The following is an 18800-nucleotide window of genomic DNA, read 5'->3' on the forward strand; positions in this document are numbered from 1 at the left end:
CCACTACGGAACATCCACAGCTTGACGGGGGCAGGCCGTGGCGGAACATGCGGGATAGGCAGGAATTCGGGATCCCCGGTTCGGAATGCCCCTTGACCAGATCTGGAACCTCACCCGAGTTGCCCATGCGACCTGACGACGATTTCGCGCCTTCACGGCAGGGCGATTGGCTGGCTCCACTGCTGCAAGGGTGGGCCAACAGCCAGCAGGCGGTCGGGCTGTTCGATGAGCAGGATCGGCTGCAATACGCCAATGCCGTCTACCGCGAGGTCTTTCTTGGCGGCCAGGAGGGCTCGTTCACCCTGTCGGACCTGCTGCGCTACGGCTTCAAGAGTCGGACCGGGACCGTGATCGAATGCGGCGACGTCGAGGCCTTCATCACCGACCTCTACACCCGCCGGCGCAAGGCCGGGCCGCATCAGGCGTTCGAGACGGACCTCATGGACGGACGGTGGTTCTTCATGAACCAGACCGTTCTCCCCAACGGCTGGATTCTCATCGTGGGCACCGACATCACTGCGCTCAAGCACAACGAGAAGACCCTGCGCCAGGCGGCTGAAACCGACCCGCTCACCGGGCAGGCCAACCGCCGGCGGATGTTCGGCCTGCTGGACCGTGCCCTGGCCGGCATGGCGACGGAGCCGTTCTGTCTGGCCCTGGTCGACATCGACCGGTTCAAGGGCATCAACGACCGCTTCGGGCATCCGGCCGGGGACGCGGTGCTGAAGCACTTCGCCGACCTGGTGCGGCACCGCCTTGGAAACGCCGGCTCGTTCGGCCGGATCGGTGGTGAGGAGTTGGAGAGCATGAGGAGTTGTGGGGCAGCTTGGTAACGGGTCGGCTGTACACGGTCTACTGCGAGACGAAACAAGGCTACGGGACATCCTCACTTGCCAAAGCGCACCCCATCCGAGCCCGACTTGCCTGGTGCTTCCCAATCTCCGAAGATTCTGCAGTTCAAGGTTTGGCTGGTGGGCATCAGCCCCATGATCTGGCGGCGGGTTCAGGTGCCAGCCAGCATGACCCTGCGGGAGCTGCACGGCGTCATCCAGGTGGCGATGGGCTGGGAGGGCATCCATCTGTTCCAGTTCACGCTCTGGGCCCGGCGGTTCGGCTCTCGGGAACTGTCGGCCCGGTCTCCGGATATCCCGCTTTCAGAGCTGCGCCTCCGCTCAGGCACCCGCTTCCGCTATGAGTACGATCTCAATGGTCCATGGGAGCACGAGGTGCGACTTGAGAGCCGGCACGAGGCTGACGCCCAGAGGACCCATCCCATTTGCCTGGACGGGGATGGATCCTGCCCGCCAGAGGATTGCGGCGGGGTGAGCGGCTTTCTGGCCCAGTGTGAGGCCTGGACTGCTCCGGAGACCCGTGATGACTTCGCCGCCCTCGCTAATTTCGTGGATCAGCTCGCTCTCAAGCGAAGCACAGGCACCTCCATCGATGCCGAGGAGGTCGATGGCGTCCGGGAGGCTCTCGAGCGCCTTGAAGTGCGCCAGAGCTGGCAAGGAAAGCCGTTCTCCCGCAAGGACGTCAACGAGCGGCTAAGGAACACCGAGTATCTCGACCTCATGCATCAACAGTGGTGAGGCCATGGTCACGGTGATCTGACAACGGCGCTGTGGCTCGCCCGAGAACCCATGGAAGGTCCTATGCAGGTCAGGATCATGCTTCAGATCGTCGGAGACGACGGTACCATAGGTGGCACGGAGGAAATCGCAGCTCTAACGAAGGTCACCGAGGGAGCCGAGGATCTGGGCTTGTCCCTGGCCGAGAGCAAGGCCCTGCTGGCAGCCGCTCAGCAGCGGATCGTCGAGGCTCAGGTCAATGGCTGGCTCGCGAACCACCGCCACTGCAAGGTCACGGGTCGCAAGCTCCGGTGCAAGGGCAGCTATCCGGTCACCTTTCGGACCTTGTTCGGCGATGTCCAGCTCAAGACCCACGCTTCTACGTTCTCAAAGAACGGCAGGCCAATGGTCCGGCAACGATTTCGCCATTGACGCAGTTGCTTCCCGACCATGTTGCGCCCGAGCGCCTGTACCTCGAGACCCGCTGGGCTTCGCTCGTGTCCTATGCGGCAGCCGCCGATCTCCTGGCCGATGTCTTGCCTGTTGAGAGCGGCGTCAACGCGACGACGGTCCGTCAGCACGTCCTTCGGGCAGCCGAGCGGATAGAGGGCGATCTCGCTGAACAGCGGGCCTCGTTCACCGAGGGCGCAGACTCTCGCGATTGGGAGGATCTGCCGGTCCCCGATGGCCGGGTAGTTATCGGCCTGGACGGCGGCTACATCCGCGACTGGCGCGACAGAAAGAAGAACTTCGAGCTCGTCGTCGGCCGATCCATGCCCGAAGAAGGAGAGGCCCGCTACATCGGCTTTGTTCATGGCTATGACCGCAAGCCGCAGCGCCGCGTTATTGATCACCTCCGCCGACAGGGCGTCCAGGCCGATCAGGATCTGACCTTTATCACGGATGGCGGAGACGAGGTCCGCTCCCTCGCTGAGCGGATCAGTCCATGCAGTGAGCATGTGCTTGACTGGTTCCACATCACGATGCGGATCACGGTTCTGCGCCAGTTCGCCCAGGGACTGGTGCACCATGACAAGGACCCCGGAGTGGCGGCAATTGATGGTTTGCGCCGGATCAAGTGGTTCCTCTGGCACGGCAACACCTACCGAGCCAGTGAGGCGATCGATGATCTGCTTCTCGATCTGGAAGCTCTCGACAGTCGCTATCCCAATCTGCGCAAGTTCCGGACGGCGATGCGGGAGTTTCGGGTCTACATCACCAGTAACCAGGCCAGCCTGATCAACTATGGCGAGCGCTATCGGTCTGGCGAGCGGATCTCCTCGGCTTTTGTTGAGGCGACGGTGAATGCGGTGATCAGCAAGCGCTTTGCCAAGAAACAGCAGATGCAGTGGAGCCGCCGCGGGGCTCATCTGCTCCTGCAGACACGGGCCAGGGCTCTGGATGGCTCGCTGCGTGATACATTCGAGCACTGGTACCCCGGCATGATGAACGACAATAACAGGGGCCACAGACAGGCCGCAGCTTAGCTGCCCCAAACTTCCTCATGCTCTCCTTACTGCAACGGTGCCCGTCGGAGCGGCTTCTGGGCCGTGAAGCCGCAGCGCGCCAGATAGGTGCCGACAGTGCGCACCGCCAGCCGGACCCCGCAATGCTGCTCGATCAGCTCCCGCACGACCGCCCGGCTCCACAGGGCGAAGGGCAGACCGAGTTCGTCAGGCGTATGCCGGCTGATCAGAGCGCGGACCTATCCCTCCTGCTGGACACCGAGAAAACGTCCCGTGCCAAGAGCCGGACCCAGCCGCTGGTTGGTAGGCGCTTCTCGCTTGTGATTTGTCAGACCTGGGGGGGCGGCTCTGTGCTGTCACCCCTAGGCAGCGGGTGAATTCTAACGCTTGGTACCGACAGACGAAGCCAGCGCGGCGGGTGGAAGCGGACGTTCACTTGGTTCCAGACTCAATAAATCGAGCATCTCATTCGATTATCTCGTCAGCGACGGCGAGAAGTGAGGCGGGAACATCAAGCCCGAGCGCCTTCGCTGTCTTCAGATTGATGACGAGTTGATACCTTGTCGGCTGCTCAATCGGAAGCTCCGCGGGATTCGCTCCACGCAGAATTCGGTCGACGTAATGGGCACCCCGCCTCTCGATGGCCTCAAAGTCAGGGCTGTACGACATGAGCCCTCCCGCCTCAACGAGCGTCCGCGGCAAGTAGAGCGCGGGTAGCTTCGCCTCAGTGGCCAAATCAGGAAGTCGGTTTGGCGGGCTGTGGAACATCGCCTCGCCAGGGACCAAGAGGGCATCCGCCCCTTGCTTTTTCGCCCTCGCGACTGCGGCAGCAAGCTCCTCAATCTCGCGCACCTCGATCACATCGAGCTGGAAGCCGAACTGAGCGGCTGCCGGCGGTGCTTCGATCGGGAGGAGCCTGTTCACAACCTCATTAGTTGGGTTGATGAGCACCGCGATCCGCCGCGCGGTCGGCAAAAGCTCTTTCAGGAGCTGCAGACTTTTGGCGATGAGGGCACCCGGCACGAGGGTGGTTACGCCTGTCAGGTTCCCCCCGGGACGCGCGAGGCTCTGGGCGAGGCCGACCCCCACCGGATCGGCAACGTAGAGCATCACGATGGGGATTTCGGTCGTGGCATCCTTTGCCGCCCGCACAGGTTGCGAGGAGGTCGCAATGATGAGATCGGGCTTCGATTGAACGAGCTCCTTGGCCAACTGCGGCAACCGCTCAAGTCGTGATGCGGCGGGCTTGCGATCGATCAGGATCGTGCTGCCCTCAATCCATCCCAGCTGGCGCAGCTCATCCAGCACAACTGTGGGGCAGACGGCAGCACACAGCATTCCGATGTGCGCTGGCCGTGATGCTGTCTGTCCCGTGGCCGTGCTCCCGATGGCGAGCAGCACCACACAAGCGACAGGAAGAATAGGATGTGGCCTCATGCCATGACCGGCGTGTGCTTACGTCTGCCAACAAGATACTCCTGCAGCGAGATAGATAAAAGCGACGAAATCCCTGACTAAGGCTAGGCCACAAAGCCAATAAGCTGACGGCAGCCGCGGGGGGACAGCAGCCAGATATGATTGCTCCATCGAACCCCTCAAGAAAGTCTGCTCTTTCCTCATTATGCGGTCGAAAGGTCAGGAAGCGAGATTCCGTGTGCATGCGGATTCTGATTCAATGGCGATTGCTGACTTCGAGCTTAAGTCTCAGGCGTGCCGGCTCCAGACCTTCCCGCAATTGTTCTGAGAAGGCGGGGCAGGTAGTCGCGGTAGTTGAGTTGCATCGATAGAGTCTAAGTAAACTGAACGGTGATCGGCGCAAATCATCAACCAGTCCTACCAGTCATAGCTGCTCTGTCCAGGCTTCGCCCAAGCTGGCCAAGCAGCCAGTCGAACAGACGAAAAGGACCGTTGAGGAGGCCCGCAAGCTGTTCGACCAGCCAGTCTGTTCGCACGGCCGGAAGCGCGGCCTGAAGTGACGAGACTGCCATGGGTAGCAAAGACGATCCCCTGATCAGGCACGCCGAAGCCGTTCTGGCGGGAACCGCCCGATTTCGCATAACGCCGAGAATGGAATACCCCTGCTGCTACCGAAATTTAACATTGAGCGTTTCAGGATCCCGGCACCGGGCGCGTGGCGTATCAGCCCGATCAAGCCGGGAACCTTACCCCTGCGAAACGCCCTGGCTGAGTGAGGTCCACGTCTCCCTCGGCCGGGGCTTCAGGCGCTCTCAGCCGGAGGTCCACAAGGACCCCTCGGTGGGGGCGCTCTTCTTGTCGCGAACGCGACCCAGATTTCCGATAGCAGCCATTAGGGAGCAGACTGAGTACGGCCTTCACGAAGGGCAAACGTGGGTTCAACAATGGCTGTCGGGTTCGGCGGAAGGATTGCACAGTAGGTGACATAGCCCAGATCGTAGCCAGGCCCGTTCTCAAACCTTCCGCACCAATGCCCCCCGTCCGTTTCGCCCGTATCACCAAGTAGCGCCCGATACTGAACTGTGTGGTCTGGCACCCAGATCCACTGTCCCTCGACGAACATCTGCACCCCGGTTGGCCTCACTCGGTAGGGCGCAGGGCGACAATCCCCGTCATCGCAGCAATTCCTTCCGGCTTTGTCCCTCAGAGGCGTGTAAATGTCGTGAGCGTCGGTGGGATGCTCAAATATGATCAGGCAGATGGCTGTAAAGAGTTCAAGCTTGAGAGACATAGGCCGCTCTCCCTCACGACGGGCTGGCGGCGCTCGTCAGAGCGTCGGGAACGCTACTCCTGTCACTTTATTCCTGAATAAGGGGCCTGTCGCGCACGCACATAAAGCCGGGCTCAATTCGCATAGTGCTCATTTTGACGAACAGAGCGGGAAGCCTGTCTTAAATGGTCAAGAACATGTCTCACAGTGGGCAGAACATCTCGCCTCGCCCGAAACGAAACGCGAATTTCGCATAATCCTCGGTGTGGAACAGCTGCACGAACTATTTTGACAAGCTCAGAATATCGCAGTGATCATGCGCCCATGACTGCGGCGGAACTGCAAGACAGATTGGCTAATCTGGCTCCCGGGGAAACATTGCTGCTTTCTACAATCGAGGGTGAGCAGGCTTTCCCCAATGAGCGGACCTCTGAGGAACGCCGCGCCGCCGCGACCGTATTGGCCGCTTGGTATGGATGCAGCCTTATGGTCTGTGAGCCGGGCAAGAGCCAAATCCTCTTCACTCGGCACGAGAATTTCTCACTGTCTAATTTCGCATAGTCGTTAGAATGGAAAGACGAACAAACCGCGAAGTTAGTCCCAAACTGTCGAGTAGCGGACAGAACATTAGTACGCGCAAAACCAAATGTGAATTTCGCATAATACTCAGCATGTGTTTCAGCGAATTCATGAAGTGTTCCGAGCGGTTTATGGAACCCTGTGCCGACTAGGGATTAGAACCGCCTTCCTGACAGGGCGCAGCCGACGCGCATACTCAGAACAACTTGGCGCGGGCCAGGCAAGGAAAGGCCTCCTTGCCGGGGAGGTTGGAGGGGGCAAGGAGGCCCGTCTCAGGAGCTAAAGGCTGGAGTCCATGAACAGCCTTCCCAGATCCAACTCATCCGGCCGAAACATGTTTCAGCTTGGCCAATGTCAGGGAGAGGCCGGAATCTGAGATTGCCCGGCCTCTCCCCACCTGGACGAGGAGCAGTAGGGGTGCTCCAGATCCACGCCATTAGATTATAGCCGCACCTTTAGTGACGGGAACGATAGCTGGCTTTGGACAGTCCTAGCATCAGGAGGGTACTGTCATATCTGGACGCTCCATGCCGGCATCGGCGGCTTGAGTCCCATGGCAGAACACCAGCTTTGAGCGGGTCAGTTCCCAGATGCTGGCATTTTACAATGCTTCGCGGCGCCAGAAAAACCTTCAATATCAATTGCTTGTGAGTTGTTCAGCGCCGACTACTTCGGCTCGGTGCCAGGTGAGGCATCAATGCGGATCACCCTGGTCCGGTGGCGCACCGACGTCGCACTTCTTGCAGTTCAGCTCGTGGCCTAGCGCCCTATCGCGGCCTTCCTCTGTCATCACCCACGGACGAATCGTCCACGGCGGGTTATGGCGGACATGTTGGTTGTGGCCACATTCAAGTTCAGCAACCCAGTGCTGTTCGTCGTCAAGGTGAAAACCGACAATCCGTTTCTTCATGTTCCAGCAAAGCGTCAGGCGCCCACGAGCCCAATCGGAGCCGTAATGGAGCCGAGGGGAGGAGAACCACATGGCGCAGTATTCAAGAAAAACAAAGAGATAGGCTGAGGTACAACTTGCTTTGGACCAGCCGTGCGTACCAAAAGGCCTTCCCCTCAACTCGACCTACAGCGCTTGGCACGAACCACTGCATTCGACCTCAGAGCGGAAGTTCGGCTTACTTCCGCTCTGGGTGGAATGCAGGCTGTCGGTTGTCGGGTCTGAGCGGCCTCGCAGCGGACACTGGTCCCATCTGTATAGCCCGTGTATACGGTGTGGCTTGAAGGATCGGGCCAGTGTCTCGCAGCCCGACGCTCACAGCCATGGGGTGGATCCTGAATGGTGGAAGCGGAACGGCGCCGGGGCCGTTCCGTGACGATGCGAAGAAGCGGATCAGGCCTTGGCCTTGACCGGGAGCCGAAAGGGCGCCCCCAGCCGGTTGAACGCGTTCATGGCCGCAATCGTGATCGTGAGGTCCACGAGATCCTTGGGCGCGAAAGCCGCGCTTGCGGCCGCATAGGCCTCGTCGGAGGCGTGCGTCTCGCTGACGAGTGTGACTTCCTCCGCCCACGCGAGCGCGGCGCGGTACGTGTCGGGAAACAGGTGGGGCACCTCGGCCCAGACCGGAACGAGGGCGACCTTCTCGACCGGCATCGTGTCCAGGAGGTCCCGGGTGTGCAGGTCGATGCAGTGTGCGCAGCCGTTGATCTGTGAAACCCGCAGGAAGACGAGGTGGATCAGTTCGTGGGGCAGGTCGGTGCCCGTGGTGATGTAGTGGTGGATGCCGAGGAGGGCCTTGGCACCCTGCGGCGCCACCTCGTTCCAGACCAGCCGTTTGTTCTCGCTCATGACACATCCCTATGTTCGGAACGCCAGAGATCGACGTTCGAAGCCATGACAGGCCAAGCGGTCAGAGTGTGACATGCCGCTCAGCATTTCCGCTCGCAGCGGCCGATGTCACATCCGGACACGCCCGATCGTCTTGTCCTCGGGTTCGGGATGCGCGAGCGAAGGGAAAGCGGATATGGTCGGTGAGGAAACGGGACGGATGGAGACGACGGACGATCGGCGGACCACCGAATTCGAGGCGGAGCGCAGGCGCCTGACACGCCTGGCCTACCGGATGATGGGCTCGCTCACCGAGGCGGAGGACGTCGTGCAGGACGCATGGCTGCGGTGGGTTGGGGTGGAGGATGGCATCGCTTCGCCTCCCGCCTATCTAACCCGCATCGTCACACGCCTGTGCCTCGACCGACGCCGCTCCGCGCGGGCGCGGCGGGAAACCTACGTCGGACCTTGGCTGCCAGATCCGCTCATGGGTTCCGTGGAGCCGGACGAGACGGTCGCCGACGTCACGGTCATGTTGATGCTGGCCCTCGAGCGTCTGTCGCCTCTGGAGCGGGCCGCTTTCCTTCTCCATGACGTCTTCGACGTGCCGCTGACCGAAGTGGCCATCACCCTCGACCGCGAGCCGGCCGCGGTTCGTCAGCTCGCGGTGCGCGCCCGCAAGCACGTGCAGGCCGCACGTCCTCGCTACAATATCGAACCTGAAGATGCGGACCGGATCACCCGTGCCTTCTTTGCCGCAGCACGTGACGGGGACGTGGCGGCGCTATCAGTGCTGCTGGCAGGAAATGTCGAGATTCATACCGATGGCGGCGGCAAGGTCCACGCCTTCCGCAATGTTATCCAGGGCGTCGAGCGGGCCCTGCGCCTTTTTGCCGGGCAGCGGCGCAAGGATGCCGTGCCGCCGACGCTGCTTCGTGTAGTAACCATCGACGGCCTACCAGGCTACGTCAGCCTCGATGGAGGCGGCGTGCTTCAGACAACCGCGCTCGACATCCGCGAGGACGGGATCGCCGCGATCTACATTGTCAAAAATCCGGACAAGCTGTCTCACTTGGCGGCAGAAGTGGACTTTCTGGCCGCATCTCGCCGATACCACCAGCCTGATAGGCCGTCTGAGTGACTGCGATGGAGACCAACAAAGCTCGCATAGCATCCTCCTTCCGCTCAAGCATGGAGGATACTACGGGTTCGGCGCATAGGCTTCGTCAAAGCGTCGGCGGCTGGTATACTGCTGTTGGGCTGGTTGGGACGTCCACCGCCGTTTCGGATTGGGTTGCAGTTTTCCTTACGTGATGCCTGTCCCGGCTACCTGACATGTCTCGGAGCGGCGCGCCGATGGGCTCCGTTGCATTAACCTCGGCCGTATAGCGAGGAGCGGTTCATCAAGGATCCGCTCCCGTGTCTCTGTTCAAGCGCCGTCGCTTCCCGGTTGAGATCATCCTGCTGTGCGTGCGCTGGTACTGCAAGTATGGAGTCAGCTACCGTGATCTGGCAGAAATGATGTCCGAGCGCGGTATCAGCCTCCATCCGAGCACGATCTTTCGTTGGGTCCAACGCTATGCCCCGGAGATCGAGAAGCGGATGCGTCCCTACCAGGGACATCGTTCAGGCTCCTGGAGAGTGGACGAGACCTATGTGCGAGTGGGCGGACGCTGGCGGTACTTGTTCCGAGCGATTGACAAACATGGTCGGCTGATCGCCTCCATGCTGTCCGGCCGGCGTGATACTGGAGCGGCGTATCGCTTCCTGCGCAAAGCTCTGAGGGCGGCGAGCGACTATCCTCCTTCATCCATCACGACGGACAAACTGGCGTCGTATCCAAAGGCAATTCGACGCTTGCAGAACGAAGGATTGCTGCCGCAGGATGTCGAGCATCGGACCTCGAAATATTTGAACAATATTCTTGAGGCGGATCACGGCGCACTCAAACGCGTCATCCGTCCGACGCGCGGCTTCCAGACGATGAAAACCGCCGCCGCAACCTTGAAGGGTTTTGAAACCATGCGCATGATCCGCCGCGGTCATTGCATCCCGCGGACACGTCGAGCGACAGGCGAAGCCCGTCTCGTCAATCAGCTCTTCGGCCTTGCAGCCTGAATGACCCGCTCGACGGGGTTCGTTATGCCCTTTTCAAGTTACTGCAACGGTGCCAAGACGATCATCGCCCTGCATTGGGCCACGGCCCTGCTGGTTCTCGCAGCCTGGCTCACCTCGGAGGGCGGCCGGCACGTTCGGGAGAACCCGCCCCTGCTGCATTTCTCCCTCGGCCTGACCGTGCTCATGCTCGTGATCCCTCGCCTCGTTGCCCGGTTACTGGGCGGCGCACCCCGCGTGGAGGACACCCAGGGTCCTTGGCTCAACCTGGCGGCGAAGATCGGCCACGGGGTCCTGTATGCCTTCCTCATTGGCCTGCCGCTGACCGGATGGTATGCCGCCTCGCGCCTTGGCGTTCCAATCTCGTTCTTCGGCCTCAGCCTTCCCGCACTTGTCAGTCCGGTGCAGGGTGCGCCCGGATTCCTCGCAGAGGTGCATGAGACCGGCGGGACCGTGATCCTGTGGCTCGTCGGCCTGCACGCCCTGATCGCCTGCTGGCACCAGTTCGTCCTGCGGGATGGCACCTTGCGGCGCATGAGCCCGGTCTAGGGGAGGCTCACGCTACCGGGGTCGGAAGCCTTCCGCCCCGTTCAACCGGAGAGCCGGGGCAAATGACTGCCACGGGTCCCGCAAGGGCAACACGCCCGCCGGATCAGGCGTCGTCGGCCACTCCCGCGGATCGGCGCGGGAAGGTCACCCGCGGCCAGTCGGATGGTGCGGCCCGGAACAGGGCCATGCCCGCCACCATGGCACCGACGAACACGGCGACCTGCCAGGGACCGAAGGTGATCGCGGTTAGGGCCGGGCCGGGACACAGTCCGACGAGACCCCAGCCAATGCCGAACAGGACCGCGCCGCTGATCAGGCGCCGATCGAGGTCGCGGCGGGACGGGATCTCGAGCCGGGCCGCCAGCACGGGAACGCCACGCCGTCTGGCGATGACGGTGCCGAAGGCCGACACCGCGACCGCGCCGCCCATGACCATGGCAAGGCTCGGATCCCAATGGCCGAAGATGTCGAGGAAGCCCAGCACCTTGGCCGGGTTGATCATCTGCGAGACGATCAGACCGAGGCCGAAGAGCAGGCCGGAGCCGAAGGCGGCCAGGATCGCCGGCATGGCCTATGTCCCGATGACGTGACGGGTGAGAAGGACCGTGACGACGGCGACGGCCATGAAGACGAGGGTGGCCGCGATCGAGCGCGGCGATCCGCGGCCGATGCCGCAGACGCCGTGGCCGCTGGTACAGCCTGCGCCAAGGCGGCTGCCGAAGCCCACGAGCAGGCCTGCGGCGACGAGGATACCGAGCGGCGCGTCGAGGCTGACGGGCGGCAGGGCGCCTCCGAAGGTTCGGTACACCAGGGGTGCGATCAGCAGGCCGACGAGAAAGGCCCCGCGCCAGCCGACCTCGCCGTGGCTCGGGTGCAGCAGGCCGCCCAGGATGCCGCTGATGCCCGCGATGCGTCCGTTGAGCACCAGCAACAGGGCCGAGGACGTGCCGATCAAAACACCGCCGACGAGAGCGGAAACAGGAGTGAAGTTTTCCACGGCAGCCTCCGGTTGGTGTAACTTCGGCCGCCTCAAGCGCGGTGGCTAGGCGGTCGGCATCATGCCCGGCCAACCGCCGAAGGCGCGGGTTCGTTGCCGACCAGATCCATATGACCGAAGCCCTTGCGGTAGTCGAGAACCGAGATCACCTTCGGGACGACCTTGAAGAATGCCACTCCCTCAAGCGCGCCGGAGGCATACTCCGCGATCCCCTGCGGGAATTTCTGGAGCAGGAGCTGCCCCGCCCGCGCGATCTCCTGCGGGTCCGTGAGGCGGTCCGCATGACCGCCCGCCGAGATGCCGCGGATCTCGCCCCAATCCGCATAGGGCAGGTTGATTGTCAGGGAAACCTTGCCGTTGCGGCGGATGTTCCGCGCCTTCTGGGAGGCCTCCGAACATCCGAAGTAGATGTCGAGCCCGTCGTTGGCGAAACTGACCGTCGTGGCTTGCGGATATCCGTCCTGGCGGATCGTCGCGAGCGTCATGTCGCTCGCACGATCGAGGATGGACAAAATCTCGTCGCGAAGTCTCGCGTCCATGGCGCTGTCCTCATATTGGATATTGGACGGACCTTGTCGGCCCATGATGGCTTCGGTCCCGCCCGACCGCCTTGATGTGGATCAATGCGGAGGCGGGAGAAGCCCCGCATCCTTGGCCCGGGTTCGCCGAGAACGATTCCCCGGTCCGGCCGCAGGCTTTGGCGTCATTTCAACCGAAAGGGCCTGACATTCGGGTATGATCGGGGGCGAGCGAGCTTTTCAAGAGCCGGGCCGACGGTGGAGGGCTCCATGACCGCCGATGACGGGCTTTCGCGTGTTTCAGGTGAGCGGAGGGACCATCGGACCTATGATCCGGACATCCTCCCGCGGCTACAGTCGCTGCTCGCGATCCTCGCCGACATCGATGTTGCCCATCGAAGCAACCTGCTGGTGATTGAGAGCAGGCCGATGGACGAAGCCCGCAAGGGGCAACTGGTCGCCGATCTCCGGCAGAACCATTGCAGGCGGCGGGCGCCGTACGTCCGCGAGATCGAGGTGCTGGAGGCGCGGATGGAAGCCGCGTTTCGCTGAGGGGATGCCATGAAGGCGATGGTTCTCCAGAAGGTGGGGACGCCCCTGGTCCCGGAGGAGCGGCCACCGCCGGTGCCAAGTGCAGGCGAGATCCGCGTTGCGGTGGAAGCCTGCGCGGTATGTCGGACCGATCTCCATGTGGTCGATGGCGACCTGCCGCATCCCAGGCTACCCCTCGTCCCCGGCCATGAGATCGTGGGACGGGTCGAGGCGCTCGGTTCCGGGGTCTCGTCTCTCGAGCCGGGGCAGCGCGTGGGCATTCCCTGGCTCGGGCACACCTGCGGACATTGCCCCTACTGCGTCTCAGGACAGGAGAACCTGTGCGACGAGCCGCTGTTCACCGGTTATACCAGGGATGGCGGCTTCGCCTCGCATGCGATCGCCCATGCCGCCTACGCCTTCAGCTTGCCAGAGGACGGCGATCCCGTCGCCCTGGCTCCGCTCCTCTGCGCCGGATTGATCGGCTGGCGTTCACTGGTCGCCGCAGGTCCCGGCGCGAGGATCGGCATCTACGGCTTTGGTGCCGCCGCCCATATCATCACGCAGGTCTGCACCTGGCAGGGACGGCGTGTCTTCGCCTTCACGCGCCCGGGCGACGTCACTGCCCAGGACTTTGCCCGTTCGCTCGGTGCCGCCTGGGCCGACGGCTCGGACGAAGTGCCACCCGAGAAGCTCGATGCGGCGATCATCTTCGCGCCCGTGGGCGACCTAGTGCCCTTGGCGCTCGGCGCCGTGCGCAAGGGCGGTCGCGTCGTGTGCGGCGGCATCCACATGAGCGACATCCCAGGCTTTCCCTATCGGTTGCTCTGGGAGGAACGGCAGGTCGTCTCCGTCGCCAACCTGACCCGCCGAGATGCCTTGGACTTCCTGGCGATCGTGCCCAAGGCCCGGATCAGGACGCACACAGTGCGCTATCCGCTGGAGTCCGCGAACGAGGTGAGGACGCTCACATAGGTTGGCGAGAATCTCGCTAACCGCGCCTCAAATGAAGCCAAAGCCCGCCGCACCCCTGCGGCGGGCTCTTTAATGCGCTCGGCGCGACCTGATGCGCAACTGACGAGCATCCTTGCGACATGTGCGATGTCGCTCGTCCATCACAGGGCGTCACACCAATGAGAGCTACCTTCCTTCAGGCACTGGACGTCATGGAGCGTGCCTTCCGCAGGCTGGAGCGGCAGGTACCCCCTCCGGTCGAGCAGCCATGGAAGGACGGCTTCGTCCTCCGTTACCAGGAGCGGACGATCGAGCAGGCACTCATCCAGAAGCTGGCCCGGCAGATCAGTGGCCTGCACGCGATCGATGCCCTGCTCCTGAAAGGACTCGCGCAGGAACAGGCGGTCATCCAGCGGACGCTGGACGAGATAGGGGAAGACATCCACTTCCTCGTACTTGCCGTCACTACCGGGAACCTGATGCCGTTGCACCAACGCTATCTGGACGATTTCTGGCAGGAAGAGTTCGATCACCCGGACCCACTCAAAGCCACCCAGAAACGCGGCATGGTCCAACGTCAGAAGATCAGGGCCTTTAATGCACGTGCAGGCGGACTCCCCGGTCCCTCGACCATGGATGCGGTCGGCCATACGGTCCACAAGACCTATTCCGGCTTCGTCCACGCAGCCTCTCCGCAGGTCATGGACATGCTGGAGGGAACCCCGCCAACGTTTCAGGTCTCAGGCATGAAGAGCGGGCACCGGAGGGCGGAGCATGTCGACGATGCCTGGAACTACTTCTACCGCGGCCTGACGAGCGTCACCATGGTGGCCATGGCCTTCGGTGACGCTCCCTTGGTCGACGACATGTATGCCTACCTGCGTGAGTTCGAGGCTGCGTCCGGGACGGAATACGTCGATGGCGCTTTTCACGACCGTGCGGATCACTTGCGCCGATCCTGAGATCGTTCCCTCTGCTGCGTACGGTCTCCGAAGGCTGGGTATCACAATCTTCGAGGAGAGCCATCCTGGTGGATACTGGCAATGCCCCGTACGGTTTGCGCCGGTCCAGGCTCCTGCCATCATTCCGTACAGGACTTTGCAGGGGGAAGGTCATGGCAGGAGGCTCGGTCATCGAGACGGCTCCGTTGGAGGATACCTCGGCGGCATCCACGGCGAGAACCTTTGAGCTCGGTCTAAGGACATCCCTGCCGCTCACGCTCCGAGGCTTGCTCCTCATGGAGGAAATGGGGATGTACGCCCGCCAGATCGAATTGATCCGGGAAACGGAGGCATCGCCGCCGAGGCCTTACGCCGGGATCGGGAAAGCCTGGGGGGAAGCCGAGCTTCGCGTGCTCAAGGAACTACGGACACGTGCGGAGCGCGCCCTCGCCATCGAGGCGGAGTTCGGGAGCGGGTGCCTGCTCAATGTCGAACATCCTCTCGTGACGGCGGCCGTCCTGAGTTGGAAATCAATTACAGAGGCGGAGGTGGCCAAGGCCCGGGAGTTCCAGGAACGGCACCCTGGTCTTTATCGCGAGTTTCTCCTCAACCAATCGGCCTCTGCCGAATTCTCCTGAGGGAATGGCTCTCCCATGGCGTCCCAGTGCAGGAGTTCGACCTTCCCGCGCTCGGTGAGGCGCGCCGTCAACGCCTCACGGTTGGGGAGCAGCGTCGCCTTCTGGTTCAGGATTGCCGCGAAGTCGCGGAAAGTGCGTTCTGCTTCCTCCCGCTCCGATGCCGCGGCTTGCCCGGCCCACTTCTTCCTCGCCCGCTCCGCAAAGATTCCCAGAATGCGCTTGAGTCCCTCCTCGCCGAAATCGGGGTGGATCTCGACACCTTCAGCATCCTTGGCAAAGTAGATCTCAATCCCGTCAACGACACGTATGCTGAGTTCCATAGGGTTCATCGGGGGCCATTCCTCTCTTGGGAGAGCGTCGCCTACACCGCCGCTGGATCGCCGGCAACAACCGCAACCGGGCTTTGCGCCGGGCCATCCAGCCGCTACTGACGGGCATCCCCGCCGATCCAAGGATTCGTTCCCTGCCCATCTCCCGCCTCACCTACGCCATCGGCGACGTCCACGGACGCGCCGACCTCCTCCGGTCCCTGCTCGCCTTCATCGCCGCGGACGCAGAGCGCCGCGGGCAGGAGCCTCGCGTCATCTTCCTGGGCGACATCGTGGACCGCGGGCCCGACAGCCGGGGTGCCATGGACCTGGTCGGCAAGACCCTGAAACGCTGGCCGTCCTCCCGGCTGCTGCTGGGCAACCACGACGACTACTTCCTGCACGTGGTGACGGAGGACGTTCCCGACGAGCGAATCCTTGCGCTTTGGCTGCGCAACGGCGGTGACGCGACGGTCGCGAGCTACGACTTCATGGGGGACCTGGACGCCGCGAGAACGAAGGTCAGGATCGACTTCGCCGACCACCTGGACCTGCTCCGGTCCGCGTCCCTGATCGAGACCGACGGCCCGTTCGCCTTCGTGCACGCGGGCATCGACCCCACAAGGCCCATCGACGCCCAGGACCGGAAGGGCTGCCTCACCATCCGAAAGGGCTTCCTCGACCATACGGGGCCGCTGTCGCACGTCGTCATCCACGGGCACACCATTACCGAGAGCAGGCTGCCTGAGGTCTCGGAGAACCGGATCGCTCTCGACACCGGGGCATACGGGACGGGGCGGCTGACGACCCTGATCATCGATCCCACAACGGATGGGCTGGAGTTCGCCTGCACGGCCCACTCCGATGGGAGGATCTCTGTCGAGAAATGTCCCCACTTGCGATGATTGGAGACGATTCTGGACAGTCCCCCGGCAAGTGAGAACGCGCGCCGCGGCTGCCAGTCCCGTTAGTTCCTTGCTCCCCCTGCCCACACCCTCCTCCGTATTCCACCCACGGAGGTCCGGGTCATGCGTCGCAGTCCGTCTTTTGCCTCGACCGCCCCCATGAGGGAGCTGTACGACCGGACCGTCCGTCATGAGCCCAAGGGGGATCATCAATCCCCTCTTCTCGTACGCCCCAGTGCCCTCAAGAGGCATATCGTGGACCGGGCTGCGGAATACCTCGTCCACTGCCTCGTGCGCCGCCTGGCCGTCGAGGCAGGCGCCGAGGTCCGCATCGGGGAATCCCCGGCCGAGGCCCGCATCAGGCAGGCCTTCGACCTCGATACGTACAAGCCGTCCCTGAAGGAATGGTCGGACCATGTCCGCGGCGCCATGGCGGTCTTCCGGGAGTTTTCGGACGGGGGCGAAGTCCCGCACGGCCGCATCCTGACGCCCTGCCAGGCACTGGCGCAACTTGAGTTCGTGACCCTCGAAGGCCGCAAGAGGATGGATCCCGTGAGGATCGACCCAGCCATCCATGCCGAACTGCTGCAATTCTGGAAGACCCTCGACACGGCTCGGCTGCCGCAACCCTGCTCGCTCGCGATCACCCATCCTGAGATCGCCGGGGCAGGCCCCGTCTGGCCGACGCAGGCGAGCCTGCTCGTCGACGGCACGCTGATCCAGGTCGCGTCCCGGACCGTGGCTTCCGTCGCACCGGACGACCTTCGCCTTCTCGCAGCCAAGGCAGCTCAGGCACAGTTATGCGGCGTCCTCGGCAATGGCGGCGGACCATGCCCAGTCCCGATCGACCGCGTGGCCCTGATGTTCACGCGGCACAACCGCCTGATGGAGTTCAGGCCCGAGGAGATCTTCGGGGTCGACGGCTTGGAGCAATACCTGGAGGGCTTTGCGGTGTCCGCCGGAATGGACCTGGAACGCGACAGGGAGCCGGATCTCATGCCGATGATGGGATAAGCCGGGCCGCATGAACGCCGTGTCCTTGGACATGGTTCTACAATGCGGCTGGCTTTCCCCGCATTACACAGACCACGAACAAAGCAAGAACATTCTCCTGGTGAACAGGATCCTGAATCAGTATCGTCGCGGCTCTCGAGGGAGATGACGATGACCGATCAGGCTCAGACCGCTTGCGATACGGACCCGATGGAGGCCGATGTCACGGCCGTGATCGAGGCCTGCGGCGGCGATCCACGAACGGCCATCAAGGCCCTGCTCGTCGAGCAGGAAATCCTGGAGCAGCGGATCGCGCGCCTGGCATCGGCGCTGTCGTTCGGCTACGTCCGCGGAAAAACGGGCGCCGACCGTCCTGCCCCCGTACGTCCATGATGCCTCGTTGATGGCGCAGAGGAACCCATCGCGAGTTGCCCGGTAGGATTGGCTGTTCCGGGAGGGCATGATAATCACCTCGTCGTCCCCTAACCCCGTACGAACCTTGGAGCCATGGCATGGGAGCCGAGCCCTCGTCGGACAAGTAAGCCGCAACAACCCTTTCCTTGTTGTTGCGGCGTCTGTCGAACCGATTCCAGCCCAGGCTGACAGGCAGATCGCCGCCGGATGTTCCTCATTCGAGCGGATGCCTCATCATGTCTCCAAAGCCCCCCGTGTGGGCCTATTCCCTGCCGACAGCGCTCCTGCTGATGGCACCCTTCTACATCCTCGCCTCGCTGGCGATGGATATCTACCTTCCCATCGTTCCAGCCATGCCGGGCATTCTCGGCACCGGTCCGGCCATCGTTCAGCTCACGTTGAGCCTGTACATGGTGATGCTCGGCCTCGGCCAGATCATCTTCGGGCCGATCTCCGACCGCATCGGACGGCGGCCCGTTCTGATCGGCGGCGCGATCCTGTTCGCAGCGGCGTCATTCGGCCTGGCGGCATCCTCGACCGCCGGTTCCTTCGTCGTCCTTCGCTTCCTGCAAGCGGTGGGGGCTTCGGCCGCGATGGTGGCCACCTTCGCGACGGTACGGGACGTGTATGCCGACCGCCCGGAGAGCACTGAGGGACAGAGCCGGGAGGAATTGCTGCGACGATGGGGATTGTCGCCCTGCGCCCTACCGGGTGAGGCCGAACGGGGTGCAGATGTTCGTCGAGGGGCAGTGGATCTGGGTGCCCGACCAGACGATCCAGTATCGGGCGCTGCCTGGTGACACGGGTGAAACGGACGGGGGCCATTGGTGCGGGCGGGTCCAGAGCGGCCGTGGCTACGAG

The 18800-nt window shown here is 62.9% G+C and carries 19 protein-coding genes and 3 pseudogenes; 14 read left to right on the plus strand and 8 right to left on the minus strand.

All coding sequences use genetic code 11. From position 1 onward, the window contains the following. The first annotated feature begins 125 nt into the window (after positions 1-125). From NF876_RS43130 to NF876_RS08630, 3 genes and pseudogenes are all read left to right on the plus strand, one after another. On the plus strand, positions 126-833 hold the full coding sequence (locus NF876_RS43130; protein WP_315975014.1) for a sensor domain-containing diguanylate cyclase: 708 nt from the start codon (positions 126-128) through the stop codon (positions 831-833). Positions 834-920: 87 nt separating this feature from the next. Then, positions 921-1589, plus strand: coding sequence for a plasmid pRiA4b ORF-3 family protein (locus NF876_RS08625; protein WP_262268387.1), 669 nt, complete (start codon positions 921-923; stop codon positions 1587-1589). Between the two features lie 63 nt (positions 1590-1652). After that, positions 1653-3055: pseudogene (locus tag NF876_RS08630) on the plus strand (ISKra4 family transposase). A 38-nt stretch (positions 3056-3093) separates the two neighbouring features. On the opposite strand, the pseudogene NF876_RS08635 reads toward NF876_RS08630, so the two are convergent. The 4 genes and pseudogenes from NF876_RS08635 to NF876_RS08645 all read right to left on the minus strand — a co-directional run. After that, positions 3094-3240 (minus strand): annotated as a pseudogene (locus NF876_RS08635) (helix-turn-helix domain-containing protein); the annotation flags it as partial. 259 nt (positions 3241-3499) lie between these two features. Continuing rightward, positions 3500-4435 (minus strand): ABC transporter substrate-binding protein, encoded by a 936-nt coding sequence (locus tag NF876_RS08640; protein WP_262268388.1) that lies wholly within the window; start codon positions 4433-4435, stop codon positions 3500-3502. Positions 4436-6993: 2558 nt separating this feature from the next. Further along, positions 6994-7281, minus strand: coding sequence for a DUF3565 domain-containing protein (locus NF876_RS43415; RefSeq protein WP_373696633.1), 288 nt, complete (start codon positions 7279-7281; stop codon positions 6994-6996). Between the two features lie 360 nt (positions 7282-7641). Next, entirely contained in the window at positions 7642-8097 is a 456-nt protein-coding gene (locus NF876_RS08645) for a carboxymuconolactone decarboxylase family protein (RefSeq protein WP_262268389.1), read from the minus strand. A gap of 199 nt (positions 8098-8296) precedes the next feature. Here NF876_RS08645 and sigJ point away from each other — a divergent pair, with 199 nt between their 5' ends. The 3 genes from sigJ to NF876_RS08660 all read left to right on the plus strand — a co-directional run bounded on the left by sigJ (position 8297) and on the right by NF876_RS08660 (position 10740). Next, positions 8297-9217, plus strand: coding sequence for an RNA polymerase sigma factor SigJ (gene sigJ, locus NF876_RS08650; RefSeq protein ID WP_262268390.1), 921 nt, complete (start codon positions 8297-8299; stop codon positions 9215-9217). A 278-nt stretch (positions 9218-9495) separates the two neighbouring features. Beyond that, entirely contained in the window at positions 9496-10194 is a 699-nt protein-coding gene (locus NF876_RS08655) for an IS6 family transposase (protein ID WP_262268391.1), read from the plus strand. Continuing rightward, a complete protein-coding gene (locus tag NF876_RS08660; protein ID WP_262268392.1) occupies positions 10195-10740 on the plus strand; it encodes a cytochrome b in 546 nt (181 codons plus the stop codon). A 103-nt stretch (positions 10741-10843) separates the two neighbouring features. Here the strand turns inward: NF876_RS08660 and NF876_RS08665 are convergent, their stop codons facing one another. Genes NF876_RS08665 through NF876_RS08675 form a run of 3 tightly spaced genes read right to left on the minus strand, consistent with a single transcriptional unit; the run spans position 10844 to position 12276 of the window. Next, the gene (locus NF876_RS08665) at positions 10844-11308 is read right to left on the minus strand and encodes a DUF6691 family protein (RefSeq protein WP_262268393.1); all 465 of its coding nucleotides are present in this window, start codon (positions 11306-11308) and stop codon (positions 10844-10846) included. Positions 11309-11311: 3 nt separating this feature from the next. Beyond that, on the minus strand, positions 11312-11737 hold the full coding sequence (locus tag NF876_RS08670) for a YeeE/YedE family protein (protein WP_262268394.1): 426 nt from the start codon (positions 11735-11737) through the stop codon (positions 11312-11314). Between the two features lie 59 nt (positions 11738-11796). Beyond that, on the minus strand, positions 11797-12276 hold the full coding sequence (locus NF876_RS08675; protein ID WP_262268395.1) for a pyridoxamine 5'-phosphate oxidase family protein: 480 nt from the start codon (positions 12274-12276) through the stop codon (positions 11797-11799). Between the two features lie 249 nt (positions 12277-12525). Here NF876_RS08675 and NF876_RS08680 point away from each other — a divergent pair, with 249 nt between their 5' ends. The 4 genes from NF876_RS08680 to NF876_RS08695 all read left to right on the plus strand — a co-directional run bounded on the left by NF876_RS08680 (position 12526) and on the right by NF876_RS08695 (position 15319). Further along, positions 12526-12807, plus strand: a complete 282-nt coding sequence (locus NF876_RS08680) for a hypothetical protein (RefSeq protein WP_262268396.1) — start codon at positions 12526-12528, stop codon at positions 12805-12807. Between the two features lie 9 nt (positions 12808-12816). Then, on the plus strand, positions 12817-13761 hold the full coding sequence (locus NF876_RS08685; RefSeq protein WP_262268397.1) for a zinc-dependent alcohol dehydrogenase family protein: 945 nt from the start codon (positions 12817-12819) through the stop codon (positions 13759-13761). Between the two features lie 158 nt (positions 13762-13919). Then, entirely contained in the window at positions 13920-14702 is a 783-nt protein-coding gene (locus tag NF876_RS08690) for a hypothetical protein (RefSeq protein ID WP_262268398.1), read from the plus strand. Positions 14703-14854: 152 nt separating this feature from the next. Next, a complete protein-coding gene (locus NF876_RS08695) occupies positions 14855-15319 on the plus strand; it encodes a hypothetical protein (protein WP_262268399.1) in 465 nt (154 codons plus the stop codon). Here the strand turns inward: NF876_RS08695 and NF876_RS08700 are convergent. Continuing rightward, on the minus strand, positions 15271-15648 hold the full coding sequence (locus tag NF876_RS08700) for a hypothetical protein (RefSeq protein ID WP_262268400.1): 378 nt from the start codon (positions 15646-15648) through the stop codon (positions 15271-15273). The genes NF876_RS08695 and NF876_RS08700 overlap by 49 nt on opposite strands. A 17-nt stretch (positions 15649-15665) precedes the next feature. Between NF876_RS08700 and NF876_RS08705 the strand changes: the two genes are divergently transcribed. From NF876_RS08705 to NF876_RS08720, 4 genes and pseudogenes are all read left to right on the plus strand, one after another. Further along, positions 15666-16532 (plus strand): metallophosphoesterase, encoded by an 867-nt coding sequence (locus NF876_RS08705; protein WP_262268401.1) that lies wholly within the window; start codon positions 15666-15668, stop codon positions 16530-16532. Positions 16533-16655: 123 nt separating this feature from the next. After that, positions 16656-17546, plus strand: coding sequence for a hypothetical protein (locus NF876_RS08710; protein WP_262268402.1), 891 nt, complete (start codon positions 16656-16658; stop codon positions 17544-17546). Between the two features lie 150 nt (positions 17547-17696). After that, positions 17697-17918, plus strand: a complete 222-nt coding sequence (locus NF876_RS08715) for a hypothetical protein (protein ID WP_262268403.1) — start codon at positions 17697-17699, stop codon at positions 17916-17918. 257 nt (positions 17919-18175) lie between these two features. After that, positions 18176-18583 (plus strand): annotated as a pseudogene (locus NF876_RS08720) (MFS transporter); the annotation flags it as partial. Positions 18584-18800 lie beyond the last annotated feature (217 nt).

This window comes from Microvirga yunnanensis (genome assembly GCF_025460875.1).

Coding starts and splice junctions, on each gene's coding strand:
- NF876_RS08700 (WP_262268400.1), bottom strand. CDS start 15,648: ATGAACCCTATGGAACTCAGCATACGTGTCGTTGACGGGATTGAGATC.
- NF876_RS43415 (WP_373696633.1), bottom strand. CDS start 7,281: ATGTGGTTCTCCTCCCCTCGGCTCCATTACGGCTCCGATTGGGCTCGT.
- NF876_RS08665 (WP_262268393.1), bottom strand. CDS start 11,308: ATGCCGGCGATCCTGGCCGCCTTCGGCTCCGGCCTGCTCTTCGGCCTC.
- NF876_RS08660 (WP_262268392.1), top strand. CDS start 10,195: ATGACCCGCTCGACGGGGTTCGTTATGCCCTTTTCAAGTTACTGCAAC.
- NF876_RS08690 (WP_262268398.1), top strand. CDS start 13,920: ATGAGAGCTACCTTCCTTCAGGCACTGGACGTCATGGAGCGTGCCTTC.
- NF876_RS08685 (WP_262268397.1), top strand. CDS start 12,817: ATGAAGGCGATGGTTCTCCAGAAGGTGGGGACGCCCCTGGTCCCGGAG.
- NF876_RS08675 (WP_262268395.1), bottom strand. CDS start 12,276: ATGGACGCGAGACTTCGCGACGAGATTTTGTCCATCCTCGATCGTGCG.
- NF876_RS08715 (WP_262268403.1), top strand. CDS start 17,697: ATGACCGATCAGGCTCAGACCGCTTGCGATACGGACCCGATGGAGGCC.
- sigJ (WP_262268390.1), top strand. CDS start 8,297: ATGGAGACGACGGACGATCGGCGGACCACCGAATTCGAGGCGGAGCGC.
- NF876_RS43130 (WP_315975014.1), top strand. CDS start 126: ATGCGACCTGACGACGATTTCGCGCCTTCACGGCAGGGCGATTGGCTG.
- NF876_RS08680 (WP_262268396.1), top strand. CDS start 12,526: ATGACCGCCGATGACGGGCTTTCGCGTGTTTCAGGTGAGCGGAGGGAC.
- NF876_RS08645 (WP_262268389.1), bottom strand. CDS start 8,097: ATGAGCGAGAACAAACGGCTGGTCTGGAACGAGGTGGCGCCGCAGGGT.
- NF876_RS08710 (WP_262268402.1), top strand. CDS start 16,656: ATGCGTCGCAGTCCGTCTTTTGCCTCGACCGCCCCCATGAGGGAGCTG.
- NF876_RS08695 (WP_262268399.1), top strand. CDS start 14,855: ATGGCAGGAGGCTCGGTCATCGAGACGGCTCCGTTGGAGGATACCTCG.